The 22000-nt window shown below is 70.9% G+C and carries 28 protein-coding genes; 12 read left to right on the plus strand and 16 right to left on the minus strand.

Features of this window, described 5'->3' with window-relative positions; translation table 11 throughout:
- Positions 1–16: 16 nt before the first annotated feature.
- Genes BM041_RS21850 through BM041_RS21860 form a run of 3 tightly spaced genes read left to right on the plus strand, consistent with a single transcriptional unit; the run spans position 17 to position 1181 of the window.
- Entirely contained in the window at positions 17–358 is a 342-nt protein-coding gene (locus BM041_RS21850) for a carboxymuconolactone decarboxylase family protein (protein WP_245762222.1), read from the plus strand.
- Between the two features lie 27 nt (positions 359–385).
- Positions 386–712, plus strand: coding sequence for a nucleotidyltransferase family protein (locus tag BM041_RS21855; RefSeq protein WP_092962026.1), 327 nt, complete (start codon positions 386–388; stop codon positions 710–712).
- On the plus strand, positions 687–1181 hold the full coding sequence (locus tag BM041_RS21860; RefSeq protein WP_139226142.1) for a ribonuclease toxin HepT-like protein: 495 nt from the start codon (positions 687–689) through the stop codon (positions 1179–1181). The genes BM041_RS21855 and BM041_RS21860 overlap by 26 nt, the downstream gene beginning before the upstream one ends.
- Here BM041_RS21860 and BM041_RS21865 read toward each other — a convergent pair.
- The 12 genes from BM041_RS21865 to BM041_RS21920 all read right to left on the minus strand — a co-directional run bounded on the left by BM041_RS21865 (position 1173) and on the right by BM041_RS21920 (position 13077).
- A complete protein-coding gene (locus BM041_RS21865; RefSeq protein ID WP_175534080.1) occupies positions 1173–1919 on the minus strand; it encodes an alpha/beta hydrolase in 747 nt (248 codons plus the stop codon). The genes BM041_RS21860 and BM041_RS21865 overlap by 9 nt on opposite strands.
- Positions 1920–2005: 86 nt before the next feature.
- Positions 2006–2884, minus strand: coding sequence for a polyphosphate kinase 2 family protein (locus tag BM041_RS21870; RefSeq protein WP_092962029.1), 879 nt, complete (start codon positions 2882–2884; stop codon positions 2006–2008).
- 16 nt (positions 2885–2900) lie between these two features.
- On the minus strand, positions 2901–4136 hold the full coding sequence (locus tag BM041_RS21875; protein ID WP_092962030.1) for an MFS transporter: 1236 nt from the start codon (positions 4134–4136) through the stop codon (positions 2901–2903).
- A 27-nt stretch (positions 4137–4163) separates the two neighbouring features.
- Positions 4164–5045 carry an endonuclease/exonuclease/phosphatase family protein gene (locus tag BM041_RS21880; protein ID WP_092962031.1) on the minus strand — a complete coding sequence of 294 codons (882 nt, stop codon included), beginning with the start codon at positions 5043–5045 and terminating at the stop codon, positions 4164–4166.
- 8 nt (positions 5046–5053) lie between these two features.
- Positions 5054–7054 (minus strand): DNA/RNA helicase domain-containing protein, encoded by a 2001-nt coding sequence (locus tag BM041_RS21885; protein ID WP_092962032.1) that lies wholly within the window; start codon positions 7052–7054, stop codon positions 5054–5056.
- Between the two features lies 1 nt (position 7055).
- The gene (locus tag BM041_RS21890) at positions 7056–7457 is read right to left on the minus strand and encodes a DUF350 domain-containing protein (RefSeq protein WP_217648800.1); all 402 of its coding nucleotides are present in this window, start codon (positions 7455–7457) and stop codon (positions 7056–7058) included.
- The gene (locus tag BM041_RS21895; RefSeq protein ID WP_092962033.1) at positions 7454–8584 is read right to left on the minus strand and encodes a glutathionylspermidine synthase family protein; all 1131 of its coding nucleotides are present in this window, start codon (positions 8582–8584) and stop codon (positions 7454–7456) included. Before BM041_RS21895 ends, BM041_RS21890 begins: the two co-directional genes overlap by 4 nt.
- A 2-nt stretch (positions 8585–8586) precedes the next feature.
- Positions 8587–8874: a hypothetical protein gene (locus BM041_RS21900; RefSeq protein WP_175534081.1), complete on the minus strand. Its 288-nt coding sequence runs from the start codon at positions 8872–8874 to the stop codon at positions 8587–8589.
- 45 nt (positions 8875–8919) lie between these two features.
- The gene (locus BM041_RS21905; RefSeq protein WP_092962035.1) at positions 8920–9804 is read right to left on the minus strand and encodes a DMT family transporter; all 885 of its coding nucleotides are present in this window, start codon (positions 9802–9804) and stop codon (positions 8920–8922) included.
- Between the two features lie 45 nt (positions 9805–9849).
- Positions 9850–11013 (minus strand): GNAT family N-acetyltransferase, encoded by a 1164-nt coding sequence (locus tag BM041_RS21910; protein ID WP_092962036.1) that lies wholly within the window; start codon positions 11011–11013, stop codon positions 9850–9852.
- Between the two features lie 42 nt (positions 11014–11055).
- Complete coding sequence (locus tag BM041_RS21915; protein WP_092962037.1) at positions 11056–11523, minus strand: RidA family protein; 468 nt, start codon at positions 11521–11523, stop codon at positions 11056–11058.
- 54 nt (positions 11524–11577) lie between these two features.
- A complete protein-coding gene (locus BM041_RS21920; RefSeq protein WP_092962038.1) occupies positions 11578–13077 on the minus strand; it encodes a TSCPD domain-containing protein in 1500 nt (499 codons plus the stop codon).
- Positions 13078–13324: 247 nt separating this feature from the next.
- Here BM041_RS21920 and BM041_RS21925 point away from each other — a divergent pair, with 247 nt between their 5' ends.
- From BM041_RS21925 to BM041_RS21945, 5 genes are read left to right on the plus strand one after another with little or no spacing between them, the layout of a single operon-like run.
- A complete protein-coding gene (locus tag BM041_RS21925) occupies positions 13325–13681 on the plus strand; it encodes an NADH:ubiquinone oxidoreductase subunit NDUFA12 (RefSeq protein ID WP_092962039.1) in 357 nt (118 codons plus the stop codon).
- Between the two features lie 28 nt (positions 13682–13709).
- Complete coding sequence (mlaD, locus tag BM041_RS21930) at positions 13710–14234, plus strand: outer membrane lipid asymmetry maintenance protein MlaD (RefSeq protein ID WP_092962040.1); 525 nt, start codon at positions 13710–13712, stop codon at positions 14232–14234.
- Entirely contained in the window at positions 14231–14455 is a 225-nt protein-coding gene (locus tag BM041_RS21935; RefSeq protein ID WP_092962041.1) for a hypothetical protein, read from the plus strand. Before mlaD ends, BM041_RS21935 begins: the two co-directional genes overlap by 4 nt.
- On the plus strand, positions 14452–14826 hold the full coding sequence (locus tag BM041_RS21940) for a DUF2155 domain-containing protein (RefSeq protein WP_245762215.1): 375 nt from the start codon (positions 14452–14454) through the stop codon (positions 14824–14826). The genes BM041_RS21935 and BM041_RS21940 overlap by 4 nt, the downstream gene beginning before the upstream one ends.
- Positions 14827–14854: 28 nt before the next feature.
- Positions 14855–15247 (plus strand): DUF805 domain-containing protein, encoded by a 393-nt coding sequence (locus BM041_RS21945; protein ID WP_092962042.1) that lies wholly within the window; start codon positions 14855–14857, stop codon positions 15245–15247.
- Here BM041_RS21945 and aat read toward each other — a convergent pair whose 3' ends face one another.
- From aat to aroQ, 4 genes are all read right to left on the minus strand, one after another.
- A complete protein-coding gene (gene aat, locus BM041_RS21950; protein WP_092962043.1) occupies positions 15248–15931 on the minus strand; it encodes a leucyl/phenylalanyl-tRNA--protein transferase in 684 nt (227 codons plus the stop codon).
- Between the two features lie 246 nt (positions 15932–16177).
- Positions 16178–17521: an acetyl-CoA carboxylase biotin carboxylase subunit gene (gene accC, locus BM041_RS21955; protein WP_092962044.1), complete on the minus strand. Its 1344-nt coding sequence runs from the start codon at positions 17519–17521 to the stop codon at positions 16178–16180.
- Positions 17522–17534: 13 nt separating this feature from the next.
- Positions 17535–17999: an acetyl-CoA carboxylase biotin carboxyl carrier protein gene (gene accB / locus BM041_RS21960; RefSeq protein WP_092962045.1), complete on the minus strand. Its 465-nt coding sequence runs from the start codon at positions 17997–17999 to the stop codon at positions 17535–17537.
- Positions 18000–18443: a type II 3-dehydroquinate dehydratase gene (gene aroQ / locus BM041_RS21965; RefSeq protein WP_175534086.1), complete on the minus strand. Its 444-nt coding sequence runs from the start codon at positions 18441–18443 to the stop codon at positions 18000–18002. It lies immediately after the preceding gene.
- Between the two features lie 212 nt (positions 18444–18655).
- Here aroQ and thiS point away from each other — a divergent pair, with 212 nt between their 5' ends.
- The 4 genes from thiS to BM041_RS21985 all read left to right on the plus strand — a co-directional run bounded on the left by thiS (position 18656) and on the right by BM041_RS21985 (position 21932).
- Positions 18656–18868 carry a sulfur carrier protein ThiS gene (thiS, locus tag BM041_RS21970; protein WP_092962046.1) on the plus strand — a complete coding sequence of 71 codons (213 nt, stop codon included), beginning with the start codon at positions 18656–18658 and terminating at the stop codon, positions 18866–18868.
- A gap of 1 nt (position 18869) precedes the next feature.
- A complete protein-coding gene (locus tag BM041_RS21975) occupies positions 18870–19670 on the plus strand; it encodes a thiazole synthase (protein ID WP_092962047.1) in 801 nt (266 codons plus the stop codon).
- An 85-nt stretch (positions 19671–19755) separates the two neighbouring features.
- Positions 19756–20139, plus strand: a complete 384-nt coding sequence (locus tag BM041_RS21980; RefSeq protein ID WP_139226143.1) for a hypothetical protein — start codon at positions 19756–19758, stop codon at positions 20137–20139.
- A 662-nt stretch (positions 20140–20801) separates the two neighbouring features.
- The gene (locus tag BM041_RS21985; protein WP_092962049.1) at positions 20802–21932 is read left to right on the plus strand and encodes a type III PLP-dependent enzyme; all 1131 of its coding nucleotides are present in this window, start codon (positions 20802–20804) and stop codon (positions 21930–21932) included.
- Positions 21933–22000: the final 68 nt, after the last annotated feature.

Genomic DNA, 22000 nt, shown 5'->3' on the forward strand with positions numbered 1-22000 from the left:
GACCACCGATACCCGCGTGACCGATTGGGACGAATACAGCGGCGCGCTGCGCGAACGCGGCAAGGAGTTGGGGCAGATCCATCCCGAACTGATGAAAGGGTTCGGCGCGCTGAGCCGCGGGGCCTCCTCCACCAAGCATATCGATGCCAAGACGCGGGAGTTCATCGCCCTCGCCGTCGCCGTCACCACGCGCTGCCAGGGCTGCATCGACGCCCATGTCCGCAAGGCCAAGGCGCTGGGCGCGACGAAGGAGGAGATTGCGGAGGCGCTGGGCGTCGCCGTGGCGCTGAACGCCGGCGCCGCGCTGACCTATTCGCTGCATGTGCTGGATGCGATGGACGGCGCCGGGCAGGGCTGACCGCCGATGTGATAGGGTGGCCCCGCCATGCCGACCATCCAGGACATCGACCGGGCGGAGGCCGCCCACCTCGCCGCCGCCCGCACGCCGCTGATCGCGGCGCTGACGGCGGCGGCGCAGGGGAAGCCCTGGCACTACATCCTGTTCGGCTCGCTGGCCCGCGGTACAGCGCGGCGGGGGAGTGACGCGGACATCGCCATCGTGGGCGCCGGGCGGGACTGGGCGGAGGCCGAGAGCGCCGCCTGCGACGCCTGCCGGGCGCTGCGGCTGCGGGGGGATGTGATGCTGTGGGAGGATCTGGCCGACTTCATCCAGGAGGAGGCGCAGCGTGACGGAATCCCCTGTGGCGCCTGACCCGCGTTGGACACCGATCCAGCGCCTCCGCGATGCGGCTATCGACGATCTGAGCCTCGCCATCTCGCTCTGGGACGAGCATTCGGCGGCGGCCCCGGGGCGTGGCCGGCGCATCGAGGAGAAGGCGATCCAGAAATGCCTCCAGGACGCCTATGCCAGCATGGAGCAGGTCATGCTGCGCATGCTGGCCTATGCGGGCGATCCGAAACCGGTAGGCAGTAACTGGCATGAGGACCTCCTGGTGATGGCGATCAACCCGTCCCGCGGGCGCCCCGCCTTTGCGCGTCATCTCCATGCCGAGTTGGATGAATTGAGGCGGTTCCGGCACGTGGCGGTGCATGGCTATATCGGCTTCAAGTTGATCCGCGCCGCCCCGGCCGTGGAGGCCGCGCGCCGCCTGCTGGCCGAACTCCCCGCGGCCTTCGATGCCTTCGGCCGAGACTTCGGCCTGCTGCCGCCCTCAACCTGACGGCTGAAGAAACCCCACCACCGTCTCGAACACCGGCGCCTTCGCAAGGCCCAGCGCGCGCACCGGCGCCGCCATGGCGGACAGCACGCCCACATGCTCCACGCCCGGGTAGACGAGCAGCGTCACCGGCCGCCCGGCAGCGCGCAGGTCGCGCGCCAGGTCCACCGCGTGGAACGGCCCCACCACCCGGTCATCCGCCCCATGCAGCAGCAGCATCGGCGGCGCGCCGGCCAGGTCCTCCGGCCGCGACACCGCCGCGATCCGGCCGCCGGGGGCATGGGCAAAGATGCTGATCGTGGGTTCCTCATCCGGCTGCCAGGCGATGGGGGCGGCCAGCAGCACGCCGCCGGCCAGCGCGTCCCGCGTTGCCCCCGCGGCATCCAACCAGCGCGGGTCCAGCGCGAGCGCAGCCGCGATGAAGCCGCCGGCGGAGTGGCCCATGACGAAGATCGGCCGGTCCGGCATCTCGCCACGCAGCCAGGCGACGGCGCGCGCGCCATCCTCCACGAAATGCGGCCAGCGCCCGGCGGGCCACAGCCGGTAATCCGGCACCGCCACCGCGATACCCTGGGCCGCCAAGGTCCGGGCGAGAAAACCGTAGTCACCCCGCCCGCCACTGGTCCAGCCGCCGCCATGGAAGAAGACCACCAGCGGGGTCCGCGCCGTCACCGTCGCGGGCAGCACCAGGTCCAGCCGTTGGCGGGGCAGGGGGCCATAGGCCAGGCCCTCCCGCGTCACCGCACCGCCGCGCGGCGTCAGCGCCCCCGCGATCCGCGCCGGCGAACAGGCGGCGGCCAGCAGCGGCAGGGCGAGCAGCGCGCGCCTCAGGGGCCGAGGTCCTCTCGCGCCTGGGCCAGGGCGGCGCGCTGCGCGTCGCTCACCACGGGGTAGTGCAGGCCGAGCCCCTCCATCGCCCGCCCGATGGCGGCGACGACGACCAGGCGTGTGAACCACTTCCGGTCCGCCGGCACCACGTACCACGGCGCCTCCTTCGTCGCGGTGGCGCGGATCGCCTGCTGGTAGGCGTCCTGGTAGGCGTCCCAGTGCTGGCGTTCCTGGACGTCGGCGGCGCTGAACTTCCAGTTCTTCTCCGGCTCCTCGATGCGGGACAGGAAGCGGCGCTTCTGCTCCTCCGGGCTCACATGCAGGAAGAACTTCAGCACCACCGTGCCCTGCCGGCCGAGGTACCGCTCATAGGCCGCGATATCCTCCAGCCGCTGGTCCCAGATCTTCTTGCCGACCAGGCGGGGCGGCAGCTTCTGGTGCTCCAGGATCGTGGGGTGGACCCGCGCCACCAGCACTTCCTCGTACCAGCTGCGGTTATGGATGCCGATCTGGCCGCGGGACGGCAGGGCGATGGAATGGCGCCACAGGAAATCATGGTCCAGCTCCGTCGAGGTCGGCGCCTTGAAGGACACGACATGGCATCCCTGCGGGTTCACGCCGGAAAAGACGTGCTTGATCGCGCCATCCTTCCCCGCCGCATCCATCGCCTGGAAGATGCACAGCACGGACCAGCGATCCTGCGCGTAGAGCATGTCCTGGTGGGCGGAGAGGGCATCCACCCCCTCCTTCAGCAGCGCGGAGGCTTCCTCCTTCTTCAGGTCGAGGCCGCCGGTATCGGCGGGGTCGAAATCCTTCAGGCGGAACTTGCCGCCTTCGACCCGGTAGCGGGACAGCAGCTTCTCGATCCGCTTTTCCAATCGCGTGTCTCCCGTCTCAGCCGCGTCGCCCGGGCGTCAGCATCCACAGCATCGTCAGCACCTGCAGCGCCACCGTCATGCCGAGTGCCCAGCCGTAACCGGCGGGGTCCCAGCCGCCGGTCGCAACGCGCGGCCAGAGGTCCAGGATCCATCCGATGGCATTCTGCAACAGGAAGACCAGGCCGAGCATCGACGCATTGATGGCGGTGGCGACCCGCCCCGCCAGTTCCGGCCCGAAGCGCTGCCCGATGGCGGCATAGCCGGAAGGCCCGGCGGAGGCCGCGAGCGCGAAGGTGAACCACAGCACGCCCAGCGTCACGGGGTCGCGCCAGGGCAGGAAGATCAGCAGCAGCTGCACCACGGCGATGATGCCCATGGCCACCAGCGGCACCAGCATCGGCCCCGCGCCGCGCCGTTGCAGGAAGGACGCCGCCTGGCCGGTGCCGGCGCTGCCCACCATCAGCCCCGCCGAATAGGCCAGCAGCAGCAGCGCCCGCGCAGCGTCATCCATCAGCGCCACGTCCCGGAGCCATGGCCCCGCCCAGAGGCCCTGATAGGTGAAGTTCAGCGCCGACAGCAGCGCGATGGCGGGGGCGAAGCGCAGGAAGGCGGGGTGGGCGAAGATCTTGCCGAATTCCGCGATCTCCCGCCCGAAGGACCGGCGCGGCGGCGGCGCGGCGCCCGGCGCGTGATCGGGCCCCCCGTCTGGCACGCTGGTCCAGATCCAGCCCGCGACGCAGACCGTCAGCAGCGACAGCACCACGAAGACGCCGCGCCAGCCGATCTCCGGCACCAGCAGCGCGACCGGGACGGTGGCGGCGACGCTGCCGCAGGAGCCGACGAAGATGCCGAGCCCGGTCATCCCCGCCACCCGGTCCTTCGGGTACCATTGCGTGTTGATCTTCAGCATGGCGATCAGCCCGGCCGAGACGCCAAGCCCCGTCACTGCCCGCCCCACCGCCAGCCAGGCCGGGCCCGGCGCCACCGCGCAGATCACGAAGCCCAGCGCCGCGATGATGCCCAGCACCGTCTGAACGCGCCGCGATCCCCAGAGGTCGATCGCCAGCCCCACCGGCAATTGCGCCAGCCCGTATCCCGCGAAGAACACCGCGGCCAGCAGGCCGAGTTCACTGGCGCTCAGGCCGAATTCCAGCGCCAGCAGCGGCCCGACCACCGCGATCATGGTCCGCGAGGCCTGGTTGACGAAGTTGAGCCCGGCGAGCGGGAGGGTAAGCCGGGCAAACTGGCGCATGCGGCGATGGTGGCACGGCTTGCGCCGCTACGGCAGCCGCATCCGGATGGAGACGGGACAATGATCGGACAGGCGATCGCGGTAGCTGCGATCGCGCTCGGCATAGGTCAGGACCGACAGGCTGCGCGGCACCGCCCATTCCCGGGCGGGGCCGCCCAGCAGCAGGTGGCTGATGAAGGGGCGCCCGCCCCTCGAATCCGCCCAGCAGGGGGATGACAGGCCCTCGGTCGGCCGCGCCACCGGCGCCGCTTCCTCGATGATGCGGAGGAAGTCGTCGCCCGCGCCCATGCGCCGGTTGAAGTCGCCGAGGATGGCGAAGGCCATGCCCTCCCGCCGCCGTGCCTCCGCCCATTGGGCGATGATCTCGGCCTGGCGCTGCAGCCCCTGGCAATCGCGGGAGGCCCCGGCGCCGAAGGGATCCTCCCGGCATCCGGCATCGAGATGGACCGACAGCAGCCGCAGGCGCGCGCCGTTCGGCGCCTCCACGATGATGTCCGCGCCGCGCCGCAGGCTGCGCCGCAGGCTGCGCCGCGCCCCGGCGCGAAGGTCGAGCGCCGCCAGGTCGCGCTGCGGGATCATGCGCAGCGTGCGGCGCACCGCGAAGCCCGGGCGCTGGACGTCATCCTCATCCGTCAGATGGATGGCGTAGGTGGCGGGGTCGAAGACCCGCGCGGCGGCCTGTTCGCCATCGATCTCCTGCAACGCGATCACATCGGCTGCCAGGCGCTGGGCGTAGCCGCGCAGCAGGGTCCAGTCGCCCGGCTCCCGCGCGCGGATGTCGCGCGGCAGGTCGGGGTGGCCGGCGGGCTTCAGCGTCAGCCAGGCGATGTTCCAGGTGGCGAGCTTGATCTCCGTCTGCGCCGCGGCGGGGGGGGCGAGGAAGAGGAGCAGGGTCAGCAGGATGCGCATGGCGCGCGCTATAGCAGCAGGACGGGGGCTTCGTCCTGCACGGGCGCGGGGGCGGCCAGCGGTCGGGCGCCGCAGGCTTCGAGGAAAGCGGCGATGCCATCGTAGGTCGCGGCATCGCGGGTGGGGTCGTGGAAGGGCGTGGCGGCCACGCTGCCGCGGGGTACCCAGATCACCGTCTCGTACCGCGCGCGGGTCAGCAGCACGCGGTAGGTGTTGCGGACGAAGTCGAATTCCTTGAGGTCCCGCTGCCAGGCCGCGCCGATGAAGCGCCTTGCCTGCCAGCCGGCCTCGCCACGGATGAAGTCACCACCCCAGGCGAGGCCCGCCACATCCAGCTCCAGCCCCTGGCAGTCATACTCCGTGGCGATCGTCTCCAGCGCGTCGGAGGCGCGGATGTCCGGCCAGCGGCGCAGGAACCAATCCGCCACATCCTCCACCTGCACGCCAAGGCCCTCCGCCCGCAGCCGCTTGGCACCCGCGGCGGCGAGAAGCCCCGCACGGCGCTGCCCGCGCGCCAGGCGGCGCAGTTCGCCCCGCATCGCATCCAGGTCCCGCGTGATGAGGAAGGGCAGGGCGGCGCAGCCCGCGGCGATGTCCCGCGCCTCCGCCACCGCATTGCGAAGCACGGCGTCCACCCAGGCGGCGCCGGCGCTTTCCCGCACGCTGCGGATCGGCGTCGCGAGGTCGAGCGCCGGGTCGATGCGCAGCCAGGGCGCGCCGGGGTCGGCCAGGCGCTGGGCGGGTTCCGCCGCCTGCACGGCGCGCGGCGCGGCAACGGCGCGCCAGCGCGGATCGGCGGCGATCACGCGGCCCCATTCGGACAGCCCGGCCTCCCCGGTGTTGATCTCCTGCCCATTGCCGATCAGCGCGACGATCACCGCCCAGCCGGCATGGCGGCCCATGATGTCGAGGGTGTGGGCGGGCTCGCTCATCGTGAGCGTCGAGGGCTTGTTGCGCGTGCCCAGCACGGCCTTGGCCTCATCCCAGGCGCGCTGCGCTTCGTCGAAGACGATCAGGCGTTCGGGCGGCGGCGCCATCAGGCCGGGCCTGGCATTGTCCTCCAGGAAGCGATGTACGTTCTGCAGCGCGGCCTTCACGCGGCGCTCGGCTTCCGGCCGCTTGCAGTCGCCACGCGCCACCGCATCCCGCGCCAGGGCGGCGCGCAGCACCGTGACCAGCGGCGCATTGCCGGTCAGGAAGGCGGCGCCATCCATCCGCGCCTCGCCGAAGATGGCGTTGAGGCCGCACAGCGTCTTGCCCGCGCCGGGGCTGCCGGTGACGAAGACGACGATCTTCGCGGCATCCCGCTGCGCCAGCGCCACCGCGTCGCGGATCGCCTGCGCGGTGCGCGTCAGGTTGGCGGCGTCCGCCCGCGCCGTCGCGATCTCCCGCACCCCATTGCGGGCATAGAGCAGCGTCGCCGCCTCCACGATGGTCGGCACGGGGCGGTAGGGGGCGTCGAGCCAGGCCGCGCCATCCAGGGGCGTGGCGGGTTCCGGTGCAGTGGACTGCACCCAGCGCAAGGCGGCGCCGAGGCCACCGCTGCCGCAGGCGATGGGCTGCGTCACGCCATGCCAGATCAGCGGTGGCTGGACGGGCGGGGCGAAGCCGCCGGTGCCCGCCACCAGCACCGGCAGGATGGGATGGCTGCGGCTGCCGGCGTGGAAGTCGCGCAGATCCAGCGCGTAATCCTCGGCCTCTGCCAGGGTCGCACTGGACGCGGCGGCGGTCTTGAACTCCATCGCGATGATCGCGCGGTCCGTCAGCACCACGGCGTCGATGCGCTTTTCCAGGCGCAGCAGGTCGTATTCCAGCGCGATGGTCCAGGCTTGGCCGCCCGCCTCCGCGATCGCCACGGCCAGGGCATGGAGCTGCTGCTGCCAGGCGTAGTCCTGGTCCACGCTGCCGGCGTAGCCGCGGGATTGCTGGGCGGCGGCCAGGCGCCCGATCGTGTCGCGCGGGTCCCGCGCCAGAAGCTCCGCCCCCGTGCAGGCGAACCAAGCCCTCAAGCTACGTGCTCAAGCACGCCGCGTTCAGCATCCCGACCGCGATGGCCACCGCCGCCTTCAGCACGGATCCGGCACGCCCCCCCTTTTCCATCGACTCGCGCCAGCCGCTGCCCAGCAGCCGGGCGGCGACGAAGAAGGCCAGCGTCTGTACCACCAGCGCCACCACCGCCCAGACCGCGGCATCCAGGATGTTCACGCTATGCGCGAAGGCGCTGGCGATGGGGAGGGCGAAGCCGATCATGGCGCCAGCGAAGCCGATGGCCGCGCCCTCATTCCCCGCGCGGATCAGCGCCAGTTCGGCATGGGGCGTCACGCGCAGATAGACCGCCATCGCCCCCGACAGCAGCGCGATGCCGACGATGAAGTAGATCAGGAAGCCGGGCAGGGTGGCGAGGCTGGTCACGATGGGGTCACTCCCTCGAAGAGGTGCGGCACGAAGCGGCTGCTGTCCCGCGTGATGGGCGTCGCATCCTCCCGGATGCCGATCCCGCAGGCGCGCCCCGCGATGATCCAGGACCCGATCACGGGGTAGCGGCCATCGAAGCAGGGCAGTTCGGCATATTCCTGCCAGAGGCGCGGCTGCGCGGCATAGGGGCCCGGCGTCTCGATCCCCGGCGCGGTGATGTTCGCACCCTCCCGCCCCCAGAGCGGCTTGGACAGTTCCGGCCCGCCGGTCTTCCCGGGTTCGAGAAAGGCCGGCAGCAGGTTGGGGTGGTCCGGGAACAGGTACCAGAGCAGGGAGAGAAACGCCTTGGAGGCGGGGATGAGGCGCCAGCAGGGCTCGATCCAGCGAGTCGGCGCGGTGGCGATGTTGGCGGCGAAGGGCTCCGCCAGCAGCCAGTCCCAGGGGTAGAGCTTGAAGATCGCGGCGATCTCCCGCTCCTCCATGTCCCGGAAGCGGCCGCGGCCCCAGCCGATCTCGTCCATGAACAGGAAGGGCGCCTCGATCCCCGCCTGGATGGCGGTGTCGCGGAGGTAGTCGATAGTGCCGCGATCCTCCGCGTGGTTCCGCACGCAGGCGAAATGCACGCGCGCCGGCAGGTCCATGGTCGGCCAGGCGGCGATCAGCGCCTCATGGATCGAATTGAACTGGTCAGCGGGGCGGGGCTCGCCCTCGCTCAGGCATTGCAGCCATTCCCACTGGATGACGCTGGCCTCGAACAGCGCGGTCGGCGTGTCGGCGTTGTATTCCAGCAGCTTCGGCGCCCCGGTGCCGTCCCAGCGCAGGTCGAGCCGCCCGTAGAGAGAGGGTTCCCGCTTCTCCCAGGATTTCTCCACCAGCGGCCAGGCGCCGGCGGGAATGCCGAGCGGGCCGTGCATGCCGTGTCGCACGGCATAATCCACCGCCTCCCGGCACCGCGCCTCGATCTCCACCGTCGCATCGTCCAGCGTGTCGATCGCGGCGCTTGTGAAGCGGTAGCAGGCGGTCTCGTCCCAATAGGGCTCGCCGGCGATTTCCGCGAAGGCGAAGCCGAGCCGCGCGGCGCGTTCCCGCAGGTCCGGCCGCGGGGCCATCGAGACGCGCTGCACGCTCAGCCGCCGCCCGAGGAGGAGGAGCCCCCGAAGCCGCTGCGGGCGGAGGAACCGCCATGGCTGACGCTATCGGTGGCGGAGGAGGTCCGGCCGCTGAACCAGGAGCGGGAGAAGGAGGAGGAGGAACGCGACGTGCTGCGCTGGCAGATCTGCTCCGCGTTGGGGCGCAGTTCCGCCCGCGCCCGCGCGCATTCCTGGGCGCGGGCATCATCGTCGCCGCAGGCTGCGAGCAGGGTGGTCACACCGCCCCCGAGGAGCACCAGGCGCAGGGCTTTGGTTCGTCTCACGCGGGGAGCGTAACAGCGCCCCGCGCCGCTGGCGAAGCCTTTCCGCTACCGCCGCGACGGCCTCCGGGCAGGCCAGGTCGCCAGCAGCATGCTGCCCGTCAACAGAACAAAACCCGCGGCATGGGTGGCGGTGAAGGCCTCTCCCAGGAAGAAGATGGCGACGAGGGCGGAGGTCGCGGGCAGGAAGGCCGTGAAGACGCCGGCGATGCCCGCCGGTGCGCGTCTGATGCCCTGGTACCAGAGCAGGAGGCACAGGACAGAAGCCGTCAGAGAATGGAAGACCAGCAGCCCCGCCGTCGCGGGTTCCGTCAGCGCCACCACGGCGCCCGCCACCGGGATGCAGAAGGGCAGCAGCATCAGCGCGGAGAACACCTGCATCCAGAGGCTGGCGGTGACGACCGGCGCATGGCCCGCCAGGCGCTTGGCGAGCAGCACATAGAGCGCTTCCCCGCACACGCCGCCGAAGACGAGGAGATTGCCGATCACGCTGCCATGCGCGCCATCGCTGCCGAGCCGCGCCAGCGTGATCGCCGCCATGCCGAAGGCGGCCAGCGCCACCGCCGCCCATTGCCGCGGCGGCAGCCTTTCCCGCAGCCACAAGGCGCTGCCGATGGCGACGACGGCGGGCAGCGTCGCCAGCACGAGCCCCGCTTCCAGCGCCGTGGTCAGCCGGAGGCCGGCCAGCAGCCCCGCATTGTAGATGACCGTGCCGAAGAAGGCCTGGAGTGCCAGGTTCCACAGGCCGCGCCGCTGGATGCGCGGCAGGCCCTCCATGGCTTTCGCCAGCGGCCACAGCACCAGCACGGCCAGCGCGCAGCGCAGGCCCGCGATCATGGGGATGGGCAGGTCCGCCGCCAGCAGCTTCGCCACGCCCACATTGGCGCCGACGAACGCCATGGACAGCGCCAGCTGGAAATAGGCGAGGAGCACGGGGCGGAGCCTACACCCGTTCGAGGGGTTCCTAGAAGCCGCCGCTCAGCCTTCGCCATCCCTCTTGAAGGGCGACATTTCCGCGAGTGCCCCGATCTCCCGCATCATCGCGGGGCGTTCCTGGGCCAGGAAATCATCCACCGCGCGGCGCAACCCGCGATGTTCGATCCAATGCGCGGAATAGGTCGGCACGGGCAGGTAGCCGCGCTGGATCTTGTGCTCGCCCTGGGCGCCGGCCTCCACGCGGGGCAGCTTGTGCTCGATGGCGAAATCGATGGCGCGGTAGTAGCAGAGCTCGAAATGCAGGAAGGGGGCGTCCACCAGGCAGCCCCAGTTGCGGCCATACAGCGCATCCTGCCCCAGCAGGTTCAGCGCGCCGGCGACGGGTTCCCCATCCTGCTCCGCCACCATCAGCACGACCCTGTCGCCGAGCCTTTCGCCCAGCAGCGGCCAGAAGGATTTTTTCAAGTACGCGCTGCGGCCCCATTTCTTGTCGGAGGTGGAGACGTAGAAACGATGAAACGCCTCCCAGTGCCGGGGCGTGATCTCATGCCCGCGCAGGGTCTTGCAGACGAAGCCGGAGGCTTCGGCATCGCGCCGCTCCCGCTTGATCTGCTTCCGCTTGCGGGATGCCAGCGCGGCCAGGAAGTCGTCGAAGGTCCCGTAGCCCGCATTGGTCCAGTGGAACTGCGTGCCGATGCGTTGCAGCCAGCCCGCCTGGCCCAGCGCCTCCCACTCCCGCGCCTCGCAGAAGGTGACGTGGATGGAGGAGAGGTCGAGCTGCCCGCAGGCCTGCACCAGCCCCTGGGCCAGCGCCTCCACCCCGATCCCCGCGCCTTCGCGAACCAGCAGCCGCGGGCCGGGCACCGGGCTGAAGGGGGCGGCCACCTGGAGCTTCGGATAGTAGCGGCCGCCCGCACGCTCGAAGGCATCCGCCCAGCCATGGTCGAAGACGTACTCGCCCTGGCTGTGCGTCTTCGCATACATCGGCGCGCAGGCCAGCAGCCGCCCGCCATCGTCGCGCAGCGCCGCATGCTGCGGCAGCCACCCCGTCCGCGGCCCCACGCTGCCCGATTCCTCCAGCGCGAGGAGGAAGGCGTGGCTGACGAAGGGATTCCCCGGCCCCGCGCAGGCATCCCAGTCCGGCGCGGGGATGTCCGCGATGGAGGGATGGAGCGAAAGGCTCAGGGATGGCGCCGTGTCGGGCATGCGACTCCAGTTTGGGGCGGGGTGGCGATGCTCAAGACGGCCTCAGGCGATCTCGAACATCCCTTCCACTTCCACCGCGGCATCGGCGGGCAGGGACGGCACGCCGATGGTGGTGCGCGCATGGCGCCCGGCTTCCCCGAACACGGCGACCGCCAGGTCGGAAGCGCCGTTCATCACCACCGCGTGCTGCGTGAAGTCCGGCCCCGCCGCGATGAAGCCGCCGAGGCGCACCACGCGCTTCACGCGATCCAGGTCCCCGCCGCAGGCGGCCTTCACCTGCGCCACCAGGTTGATGAAGCAGACCCGCGCCGCTTCCTGCCCCTGTTCGATGGAAACGCCAGCGCCGACCTTGCCGGTGAAGGCGACCTTGCCATCCACGAAGGGGATCTGGCCGGAGACGACCAGCAGATTCCCCACGATGTTGTAGGCGATGTAGTTCGCCACCGGCGCGGCCGGCACCGGCAGCGTGATGCCGAGCTTCGCGAGGTTGCCTTCGATCGTTCCAGCCATGGCGCGGTCTCCGTTCTTGCCGGGCGGGAGACTGCGTCGGCTGGGCGGAAAACGCTACCCGACCAGCTTGAACTGCCGGCGGCGCGTGCGCGGCGCCGGGGAGGCCGGCAGGTCCATCGGAAGCAGCGGCGCCTGTTCGGCGGCATGCCCCGTGGCATCGGGCGCGCAATCCTCTTCCGAGGGATCGGCCAGGTCGCGCCGGCCGAGATAGTCCAGCGCCAGCCGCCGGAAGGCCCAGTCGAGCACCGAGGTCGCGCGGCGGATCGCCGGGTCGCCCTCCACCGCGCCGGCGGGGCCGAAGCGGGTATAGGCGTGGGCCTCCACGTAATGGTCCAGCGCCACGCCGTACTGCAGCCCGATGGAGACGGAATGCAGCATCGCATCCATCAGGCTGCGATAGGCCGCACCTTCCTTGGTCAGCGCGATCGAGACCTCGGACAGCTTGCCGGCGCCGTCCTCCGTGGTGCGGAGCACGACCTTGTGGCCGCCGACCGAGACGCGCCAAACGCTGCCGCCCGGCCGCGTCGGCAGCCCGGTGGCGCGGGCGGGCAGGGGCGCGGGGGCGCTGGCCGGCGCGGCGCTGGCGAGCGGCATCGGCGGCGCGACATGCAGGAAGGGCGCGATGGCCTGCGCCATGGCGATCCAGGTCGAATCGGGGGCGGGGGCGAGGAGGCGCTCGGCCTCCGCCCGGCCGAGGCGGAGCGCGGCGCGGGTCGGCACCTCCGCCACCCAGCCCTCGCGGTCCAGCGACAGGCGCGTCGGCCCACTGGCCGGGGCCAGGCCGCCGATCTCCGCGCCCAGCAGGCGTTCCACCGCATCCGGGGCGGCGAGGGCGACCAGCGCCTGGTGCCGCAGGCCGAGGCTGCCGGCCGCTTCATCGAGCGCGGCGCGGGCGGCGGCGGCCAGGCCCGGCACGACGGTCGCTTCGGGCGGGGAGGGGGCGATCAGCGCCACCGGCTCCCGCGCGCCAAGGCGCTCCGCGATCCGGCCCGACTCGGCCTCTGCCGCGCCGCGGGTCAGGGCGGCGATGGCGGCGCCGACGGCGCGGGCCTCCGCGGAATCATAGGAAAGGCCCAGGCCCGCCAGCAGGCCGGCGAGGTCGGCGAAGCCGATCGACAGGCGGGGCGACTTCGCGCCCGTCCAGATGTCCAGCATCCGGACGCCGACCGCGACGGCGGCGGCATAGGCGCCGGCATCGAAGCCGCCTTCCGCATCCAGGAAGGCCGGCAGGTTCAGCACGAAGCGGCTGGCGGAGCGGGCATCGCCGCGCCAGATGGCGAGCCCCGGCGCCGCCGCGCGCGCCAGAAGCAGGCCGCGCAGCGCATGGGCCATGCGATCCCCTTCCGCCGCATCGGCCAGGATGCCGAGCTGGCGGCCGCGGGTGACGAGGGGCGCGATCCAGCCCTCCGCCAGGCGGGGCAGGGCGACCGGGGCGTGGCCCGGGGCGATGGCGGCAATGGCCTCCGCCGCTTCCTCATCCCAGGAGACGGGGAGGGCGACGGCGCGGGGCTTCGAATCCGGGTCCGGCGCGGCGCGGGTGCGCCACAGAGCCATTCCGTCCCAGATCGTCCCGGCCAAGCTTGTCATACCGCCACCTTAGGGGCCCTCGGGCCGGGACGGAAGCCGTATGTGGTGGTGTTGCGGCGCCGGAACCGCAACATCCTGTGGACAGAATCGGTGACACGCATCGGCTCCGCGGATTTTGCGCGGCGGGCCCCATTGTGCGAAACTGCCGACGTCCGCACATGGCGGGCCGGCCTCCCCCAGGCCGTCCCCCCTTGGGCCGCTGCGAGGATCTCCGATGTCGGTGCTGCTGCGCCTCACCTCCGCCCTGTCCGGCCGCAAGATCGGCACGGACCGCTTCGGCAACGCCTATTACGAGTCCAAGGCCGATTACCGTGCCTATGGCCGCAAGCGCCGCTGGGTGCTGTTCGCCGGTGCGGCGGAAGCCACCAAGGTGCCGCCGGAATGGCATGGCTGGCTGCATCACACCGCGCCGGCGCCGCTGCCGGAGACGAAGCGCCATGCCTGGATGCTGGACCACCAGCCCAACCAGACCGGCACGGCCAATGCCTATCGCCCCGCCGGGCACGACTATGCCGGTGGCCGCCGCGCCGTGACGACCGGCGACTACGAGGCATGGACCCCCGGCACCTGATGCGGGACCGCAGGCAGGACCCCTCCGCATGAAGGGCCGTTCGATCGCCGAGGTCATGGCCGGCGCCGTGGTGCTGCTGGTGGCCGCCGGCTTCCTTCTCTTCGCCGTCACCAATAGCGGCCGGACGACCATGTCCGGGCCGGCGCTGACGCTGACCGCCAAGTTCGACCGGATCGACGGGCTGGCCCCCGGGGCGGATGTGCGCATCGCCGGCGTGAAGGTGGGCTCCATCACCGGCCAACGGATCGATCCGCAGAGCTTCCTGGCCGTGCTGACCATGCGCATCGATGGCAGCCTGCGCATCCCCTCCGACAGCTCCGCGGAGATCGCGAGCGAGGGGCTGCTGGGCGGGCGCTTCGTCTCCCTGGTGCCGGGCGGGTCGGAGCGGATGCTGCGGGACGGGGGGGAGATCACCATCACCCAATCCGCGATCAGCCTGGAAAGCCTGCTGGGACGATTCATCTTCTCCATGACCCAGGGGTCCTCCTCCTCCCCGGGCGCCCAGTCCCCTGGGGCACAGGCACCGGAAGGCGCCGCCACGCCCCGGCCATGACCACGCCACTCGACCCGCCCGCCGCCTGGCCGGGCGCCGATGGCGCGCCGCTGTCGTGCCGGGAGAAGCTGAAGGTGCTGGCGGAGAACCACCGGGAGGCCGCGCAGGTGCTGCGCGATGCCTTCGAGGATGCGGTACTGATGGGCGTGGACGAGGCCGCCATGCGGCGCATCCTGGCCGAGATGGTCGCCGCCCTGCCGAGCCCGAAGCGCGCCGCATGATCCGGACCGCCATCGTCGCCGCGATGCTGGCCTGCGGGCTGGCGATGCCCGCCGCCGCGCAGGAATGGCGGCCGCAGCGCATCGCGGTCCTCCAGGCGCTGGACAAGGTAACGGCGCGCGTCATCACGCTGCGCGCCACGCTGAACCAGCCGGAGCGCTTCGGCAGCCTGACCATCACCGTCCGGTCCTGCAACGCCCGCGCGCCGGATGAGGTGCCGGACGCCGCCGCCTGGCTGGAGATCACGGACAGCCGGGCGCCCGCCAATGGCGCGGCGGTCTTCCGCGGCTGGATGTTCGCGGAAGCCCCCGGCGTGAACATGCTGGAACATCCGGTCTACGACATCCGCATCATGGAATGCCGCGCCAATTGAGGCGCCCCCCGGCCAGGATGGAGCGCGCATGAACTTCCCCGATGCCGTCGCCAGCGCGCTGCGCAACTACGCGACCTTCGCCGGCCGGGCGCGGCGATCGGAGTTCTGGTTCTTCCAACTCTTCAGCATGCTGGCGCAGGTCATTGCCGGCATCATCGACGATGCGGCGACGGGCGGCGTGCTGGGCGCCGTCCTGGCGGTGGCGCTGCTGATCCCCTCCATCTCCGTCGGCGCGCGGCGGCTGCATGATGATGGGCGCAGCGGCTGGTGGCAGTTGCTGATCCTCGTGCCGCTGATCGGCTGGATCATCCTGCTGATCTGGTACTGCCAGCATGGCGAGACCGGCCCGAACCGCTTCGGCCCCGACCCGCGCGCCGGCACCCTGCCGCCGGGCCAGCGCCCCTGGCCGGTCAACCGGTAGCTATTCGCCGCGGCTGGCGTCCCGGAGGCGGCGTACCTCGGCCTCCACCGCCGCCGGGTCCGGTTCGTCGTCCCAGCGCGCCTGTTCCTCCACCGCCTCCGACAACAGGTGCTTATAGGCCTGGCGGGGGATCTCCGTGCAGCCGAACTGGGCCAGGTGGGTCGTCTGGAACTGGCTGTCGAGCAGCGTGAAGCCAAAGAGGCGGAGGCGGGCCACCAGGTGGACGAGGGCGACCTTGGAGGCGTCCCGCGCCGTGCTGAACATGCTCTCCCCGAAGAAGGCGCCGCCAAGCGCCACGCCGTAGAGGCCGCCCACCAGCTTCGGCCCGCCCTCCGCCGGGGCCCAGGCCTCCACCGAATGGGCGTGGCCCATGCGATGCAGGGTGCTGAACAGGCGCTCGATCTCCGGGTTGATCCAGGTGTCCTCCCGCCCCGCCGCCGGCGCCGCGCAGCCCGCGATGACGCCGGCGAAGTCGCGGTTGGTGGTGATGAGGTAGTCGCCCGCCAGCACCGTCCGCGCCAGGCGCCGGGACAGATGGAAACGGTCCAGCGGCAGCACGCCGCGCATCTCGGGGTCCAGCCAATAGAGCCGGTCGCCCCGGCGGGTTTCCGCCATGGGGAACAGCCCCGCGCGATAGGCGCGGAGCATGAGTTCCGGGGTGATGTCGAACTGTCTTCGGCTCACCAGGCCATCCTACCCGCCCTGGCTGTCCAGGGCGAGGAATGTCTCATACCAACGGCCGCTTGCAGCGACTCGTTGGTATTCCTTTTTCGTGCCTCAATCGCCGGCGCCCGCTCCGCGGGCTTGGCGTCACGGCAGTGCCGTGACCGTGCCTCTGGCACGCCTTCGGCGTGACGCACTGGCCGCGGGCCGCATTCGCGGCCTCGGCCGACTTCGTCGGCCGCAGGTCACTCCATCGGGCCGTTGGTATCAGTGACCCCGGCTGACGAACTTCTCCAGCCAGTGGATGGTGTAGTCGCCGGCCTGGAATTCCGGGTCCGCCACGATGCGCTGGTGCAGCGGCAGGGTGGTCTTGATGCCGCTGACCACCATCTCGTCCAGCGACCGCTTGAGGCGCGCGATTGCCTCCGCCCGCGTCTGCCCATGCACGACCAGCTTGGCGACCAGGCTGTCGTAATGCGGCGGCACGGTGTAGCCGGAATAGAGCGCGCTATCGACGCGAACGCCGAGCCCGCCCGGCGCGTGGTACATGTCCACCCGGCCGGGGTTGGGGGCGAAGGTCTCGGGATCCTCCGCCGTGATGCGGCATTCGATGGCGTGGCCGGAGAAGCGGATATCCGCCTGGGTGTAGCCCAGCGGTTCGCCGGCGGCGACGCGCAGCTGTTCCTTCACCAGGTCGACGTTGCAGACCATCTCCGTCACGGGATGTTCGACCTGCAGCCGGGTGTTCATCTCGATGAAGGCGAACTGGCCATCCTGCCACAGGAATTCCAGCGTGCCGGCATTGCGGTAGCCGAGCTGCTTCAGGCCCTTCGTCACCTGCGCGCCCAGCGCATCGCGCTCGGCCGCCGTCAGCACGGGGCTTCCGGCTTCCTCGACCAGCTTCTGGTGGCGGCGCTGGAGGGAGCAGTCACGCTCCCCGAAATGCACGACATTGCCGTGCATGTCCGCCATCACCTGCAGCTCGATATGCCGCGGGCGGTCCAGGTACTTCTCCATGTAGACGCTGTCATCGCCGAAGGCGGCCTTGGATTCGGTGCGCGCGACCCGCCAGGCTTCCTCCAGCTCATCCTCGCTGCGCGCCACCTTCATGCCGCGCCCACCACCGCCGGCGGCGGCCTTGATGAGGACGGGGTACTTGATCTCATCCGCCACCGCGCGGGCTTCCTCGAAGCTCTCCAGCGCGCCGAGGCTGCCGGGGACGAGGGGGACGCCGAGGGAGCGCATCGCGTCCTTGGCCGCGATCTTGTCGCCCATCATGCGGATATGCGCGGCCGTCGGGCCGATGAAGGCCAGGCCGTGGGCCTCCACCATCTCCGCGAAATTCGCGTTCTCCGACAGGAAGCCGTAGCCCGGGTGGATGGCGTCGGCGCCGGTGATGGCGGCGGCCGACAGGATGGCCGCCATGTTCAGGTAGCTGTCGCGGGCCGAGGGCGGGCCGATGCAGACGCTTTCATCCGCGAGCCGCACATGCATGGCGGTGCTGTCGGCCGTCGAATGCACGGCGACGGTGCGGATGCCCATCTCCTGGCAGGCGCGATGGACGCGGAGCGCGATCTCGCCCCGGTTCGCGATCAGGACCTTGCCGAACATGATGCTGTCCCGATCACTCGATGATGAGCATGGGTTCGCCGTATTCGACCGGCGACCCGCTCTCGATCAGGATCCGCGTCACGACGCCGGCGCGGGGCGCGCGAATCTGGTTGAAGGTCTTCATCGCCTCGATCAGCAGCACCGTCTGGCCCTGCGCCACGCGGCCACCGACCGTGATGAAGGGCGCGGCCCCCGGTTCCGGCGCCAGGTAGGCGACGCCGACCATGGGGGAGGTGACGGCGCCGGGATGGGCGGCATCGCTGACGGGGGCGGGCGGCGCGGCGACCGGGGCGGCCGCGGCGGCGGCCGGTGCCGCGGCGGGGCCGGCGGCGACGGTCGCGACCTGCTGCACGGTGATCTGGCGCGCGACCCGGATGCGGCTGTCCTTCTCGACCAGCTCGATCTCGGTCAGGTCGGTCTCCCGCAGGATCTTCGCGAGTTCGCGGATCGCCGCGGGGTCGAATTGGACGCCCGACATTCAGGGCTCTCCTTCTGCGGCGACGATATCCGCCATGGCGCGCAGCGCCAGCGCATAGCCCCGGATGCCGAGGCCCGCGATGACGCCCGTGGCCACCTTGGACACGTAGCTCAGGTGCCGGAATTCCTCCCGGCGGTGGATGTTGGAGATGTGGACCTCCACGATCGGGAGGTCCACGGCCTTCAGCGCGTCCATCAGGGCGATGGAGGTGTGGCTGTAGGCGGCGGGGTTGATGATGATGCCGGCGGCGCGGCCGCGGCATTCCTGCACCCAGGTCACCAGTTCGCCCTCGCCATTCGTCTGGCGAAAATCGATCGCGAGGCCGAGCTGCTCGGCCGTTTCGGCGCAGAGCGCCTCCACGTCGTCCAGCGTCTCGGCGCCATAGATCTCCGGCTGGCGGGTGCCGAGCAGGTTGAGGTTCGGACCGTTCAGCACGGCGATCATCGCCGGTCTCAGGGAAGTCGGCGTCAAGAAGGGATGTCCCGTTTCTCGCGACTGGCTCGCAGGGAAGGGTGCGCCTAGCACGGTGCCTCCGCGCCGGGCAAGCACGCGCCCGGGTTGTGGGCGGCCTGCCCGGCCCTGGGATATGCCAGACCCGCGCCCGCCGCGCCCCCCGATCTCTTGTCCCGGCCGCCGCCGCCCGCCATGTTCCGGGCATGACGGGGACGATATCCATCGAGGTGAACGGCGAAGCGCGCCAGGTGCCGGAAGGCGCCTCCGTGCATGACCTGTTGCACCTCATCGGGCTTGCGGCGCCGAAGGTGGCGGTGGAGCGGAACCTGGAGATCGTGCCGCGTTCCGCCTGGGCTGCCACGCGACTCGGCGCCGGGGACCGGCTTGAGATCGTGCATTTCATCGGAGGTGGCTGAGATGGACGGGATCGCCCCCCTGGCTGACACCGACGAAGGCTGGACCGTCGCCGGCCGCCGCTTCCGCTCCCGCCTGGTCGTGGGCACGGGGCGCTACAAGAGCCTCGAGGAGACCGCGGCCTCCATCGAGGCCAGCGGCGCGGAGATGGTGACGGTCGCGGTGCGGCGCGTGAACCTCTCCGACGCCTCCCAGCCCATGCTGCAGGATTTCGTGCCGCCGGATCGCTACACCTACCTGCCGAACACCGCCGGTTGCTTCACCGCGCAGGATGCGGTCCGCACGCTGCGTCTGGCGCGGGAGGCCGGGGGCTGGAACCTGGTGAAGCTGGAAGTGCTGGGCCCGCCGCCCTTCCTCTACCCCGACATGCGCGCGACCTTCGAAGCCGCCGAGGCCCTGATCAAGGACGGGTTCGAGGTGATGGTCTATTGCGCCGACGACCCCGTGGCCGCGAAGCGGCTGGAGGAGATGGGCTGCGTCGCCATCATGCCGCTCGGCGCGCCGATCGGGTCGGGGCTTGGCGTCGCGAACCCCTTCATGATCCGGGCGATCATCGCGCAATCCAAGGTGCCGGTACTGGTCGATGCCGGCATTGGCACGGCGAGTGACGCGGCGCTGGCCATGGAACTCGGCTGCGACGCGGTGCTGCTGAATTCCGCCATCGCCCATGCCCGCGACCCCGTCCGCATGGCGCGCGCCATGAAGGCAGCGGTGGAGGCGGGGCGGGACGCCTTCCTTGCGGGGCGCATGCCGCGGTCGCCGGCGGCGGACCCGTCTTCCCCGACCACCGGGTTGATCGCCTGAATCAGGCTCGCCCCCGGCTTGTGTGACGGTTTCGTCACGACCTAGATTCGTCCCGTTGGGTGGGAAAGTCCTCGGGAGACAGACAATGATCCGTCGTGGCGCATTGGGCGTGCTGGCTGGCGCGGCCCTGATGCTGGGGGCCTGCACGCCCCAGCAGCCCCAGCAGGTGGTGGTGGTGCAGCAGCCGGTGTCGCAGGCCTGCGACACCAGCTTCGTCGTGGTGAACAACTCCGGCGCGACGGTGGAGCGGCTGTATTTCAGCCATTCCAGCCTGGGCGGCTGGGGCAATGACCAGCTGGGGCAGAGCGTGCTGCCGCCGGGCCGGCAGGTGTCCTACCGCGCCGCCAATACCGGCAATTACGATTTCCGCGTCGTCTGGACCAATGGCCGGGCGGCCGAGATCCGCGGCGTGAATGTCTGCCGGGCCAGCCGCATCACGGTGACGAATGGCGGGCTGCTGGCGAGCTGAAGCGGCGCTGTGGCCTTTGAGCCACTAAGCCGTTTAAGCCGTTTATGCCGATTTAGGGCGTTTAGTCGCACATCGCGGGGTGGTCCCGGCGCCCGCCGCCGGCCTTCGGGCCGGTGGGCGGGCGCGCCTGTCCCGGCGGCGCTGGGAACATAACAGAAACATCGTGGGTAACGCCAGGAAATTCGCGGGCGCTGGCGGCGGCAAACCCAGTCTTTTCCTGGGGTGCGACTCGCGGTTCCGGCTGAATCGCGCGGGAAGTCAGGGGTTTCCAGGAGCCATCCCGGCGCCCCCGGGGGGCCGACAGGCGGTGTTTCCGGCGCCTTAACCGACCCCGCGGAAAAAAAACGGCCAGGGGCGAAAAAGGCGCTTTCCAGCCGGGGGCGTCGCGCCTATATGCCGCCCCAGACGCAGTACGCACGTGCCGAAGGCCCCAGGCCCACGGAACCAAGGACGACGATGCGGCCGAAGCCCCCAAAGGGTGACGGGCGCTGTCGCACATCCATGGTCACCGCGGCGCAAGGTTAACGCAACGACGTCAAGCGTTCTGGCAACCCCGGCGGCTCACCCCGCCGGTTCAACTTGGTCGCTGGTTCGTTCGACCGTTTCGTCAATCTGGGGCCGCCCCGCAGGGCCGCCCCCGCCGTTTGGGGAGTTTGGGCGCGATGAACCCAAAGATCGCCGCGTATCTGCGCGACCACGCGCCGGCCACGCCCTGCCTCGTGCTGGATGTGGACCGCGTCGAGCAGAATTACCGCCGCCTGATGGCCGCGATGCCGCTCGCCCGCGTCTATTACGCGGTGAAGGCGAACCCGGCCGCCCCGATCCTCGATCGGTTGACCGCGCTCGGCTCATCCTTCGACGCGGCCTCCTGGGAAGAGATCGAGGCCTGCCTGGCCGCCGGTGCGCGCCCGGCCGACATCTCCTTCGGCAACACCGTCAAGAAGGTCAGCGCCATCAAGGCCGCGCATGCGGCCGGCGTCACCATGTACGCCTTCGACAGCGAGCCGGAGTTGAAGAAGCTCGCCCAGCACGCGCCGGGCGCGCGCGTCTATTGCCGCATCCTGGTCGAGAACAAGGGCGCGGAATGGCCGCTTTCCCGCAAGTTCGGCTGCGAGATGGGGATGGCGAAGGCGCTGATGGTGAAGGCGGCCGAATGGGGTCTCGACCCCTATGGCATCTCCTTCCATGTCGGCTCCCAGCAGACGCAGACCGGCGCCTACCAGGCGGCGATCGCCCGCGTGGCCATGCTGTTCACCGACCTGCGCCAGGCCGGCGTGAACCTCCGCATGGTCAATCTCGGCGGCGGCTACCCCGTGCGCTACCGCGCCGAGGTGCCGGAGATCGACGCTTTCGGCGATGCCATCATGGGCGCCATGGCCGAGCATTTCGGCAATGCGCTGCCGGAGATGGTCATCGAGCCCGGCCGCTTCATGGTGGGCGATGCCGGCGTGGTATCCTCCGAGGTCGTGCTCGTCTCCCGCAAGGGGGAGGATGATCCGGTGCGCTGGGTCTACCTCGACATCGGGCGCTTCGGCGGGCTGGCGGAGACGGAGGGCGAGGCCATCCGCTACGCCTTCCGCACGCCCCATGACGGCGGCGCGGAAGGCCCCGTGACCATCGCGGGCCCGACCTGCGACAGCACGGACACGCTGTATGAGAAGTCCAACTACCGGCTGCCGCTGGCGCTGGATTGCGGCGACCGCGTGGAACTGATCGCCACGGGCGCCTATGTCACCACCTATGCCAGCCAGGCCTTCAACGGCTTCAAGCCGCTGGCCGAGCATTACATCTAGCCCTCAGGCGCCGGGCGCCGGCTCCGCCGGCTTGGCTCGCCGGACTACCGGCGGGCCGCATTCGCGGC

It is taken from the genome of Falsiroseomonas stagni DSM 19981, assembly GCF_900114315.1.
Taxonomy (GTDB): Bacteria; Pseudomonadota; Alphaproteobacteria; order Acetobacterales; family Acetobacteraceae; genus Falsiroseomonas; species Falsiroseomonas stagni.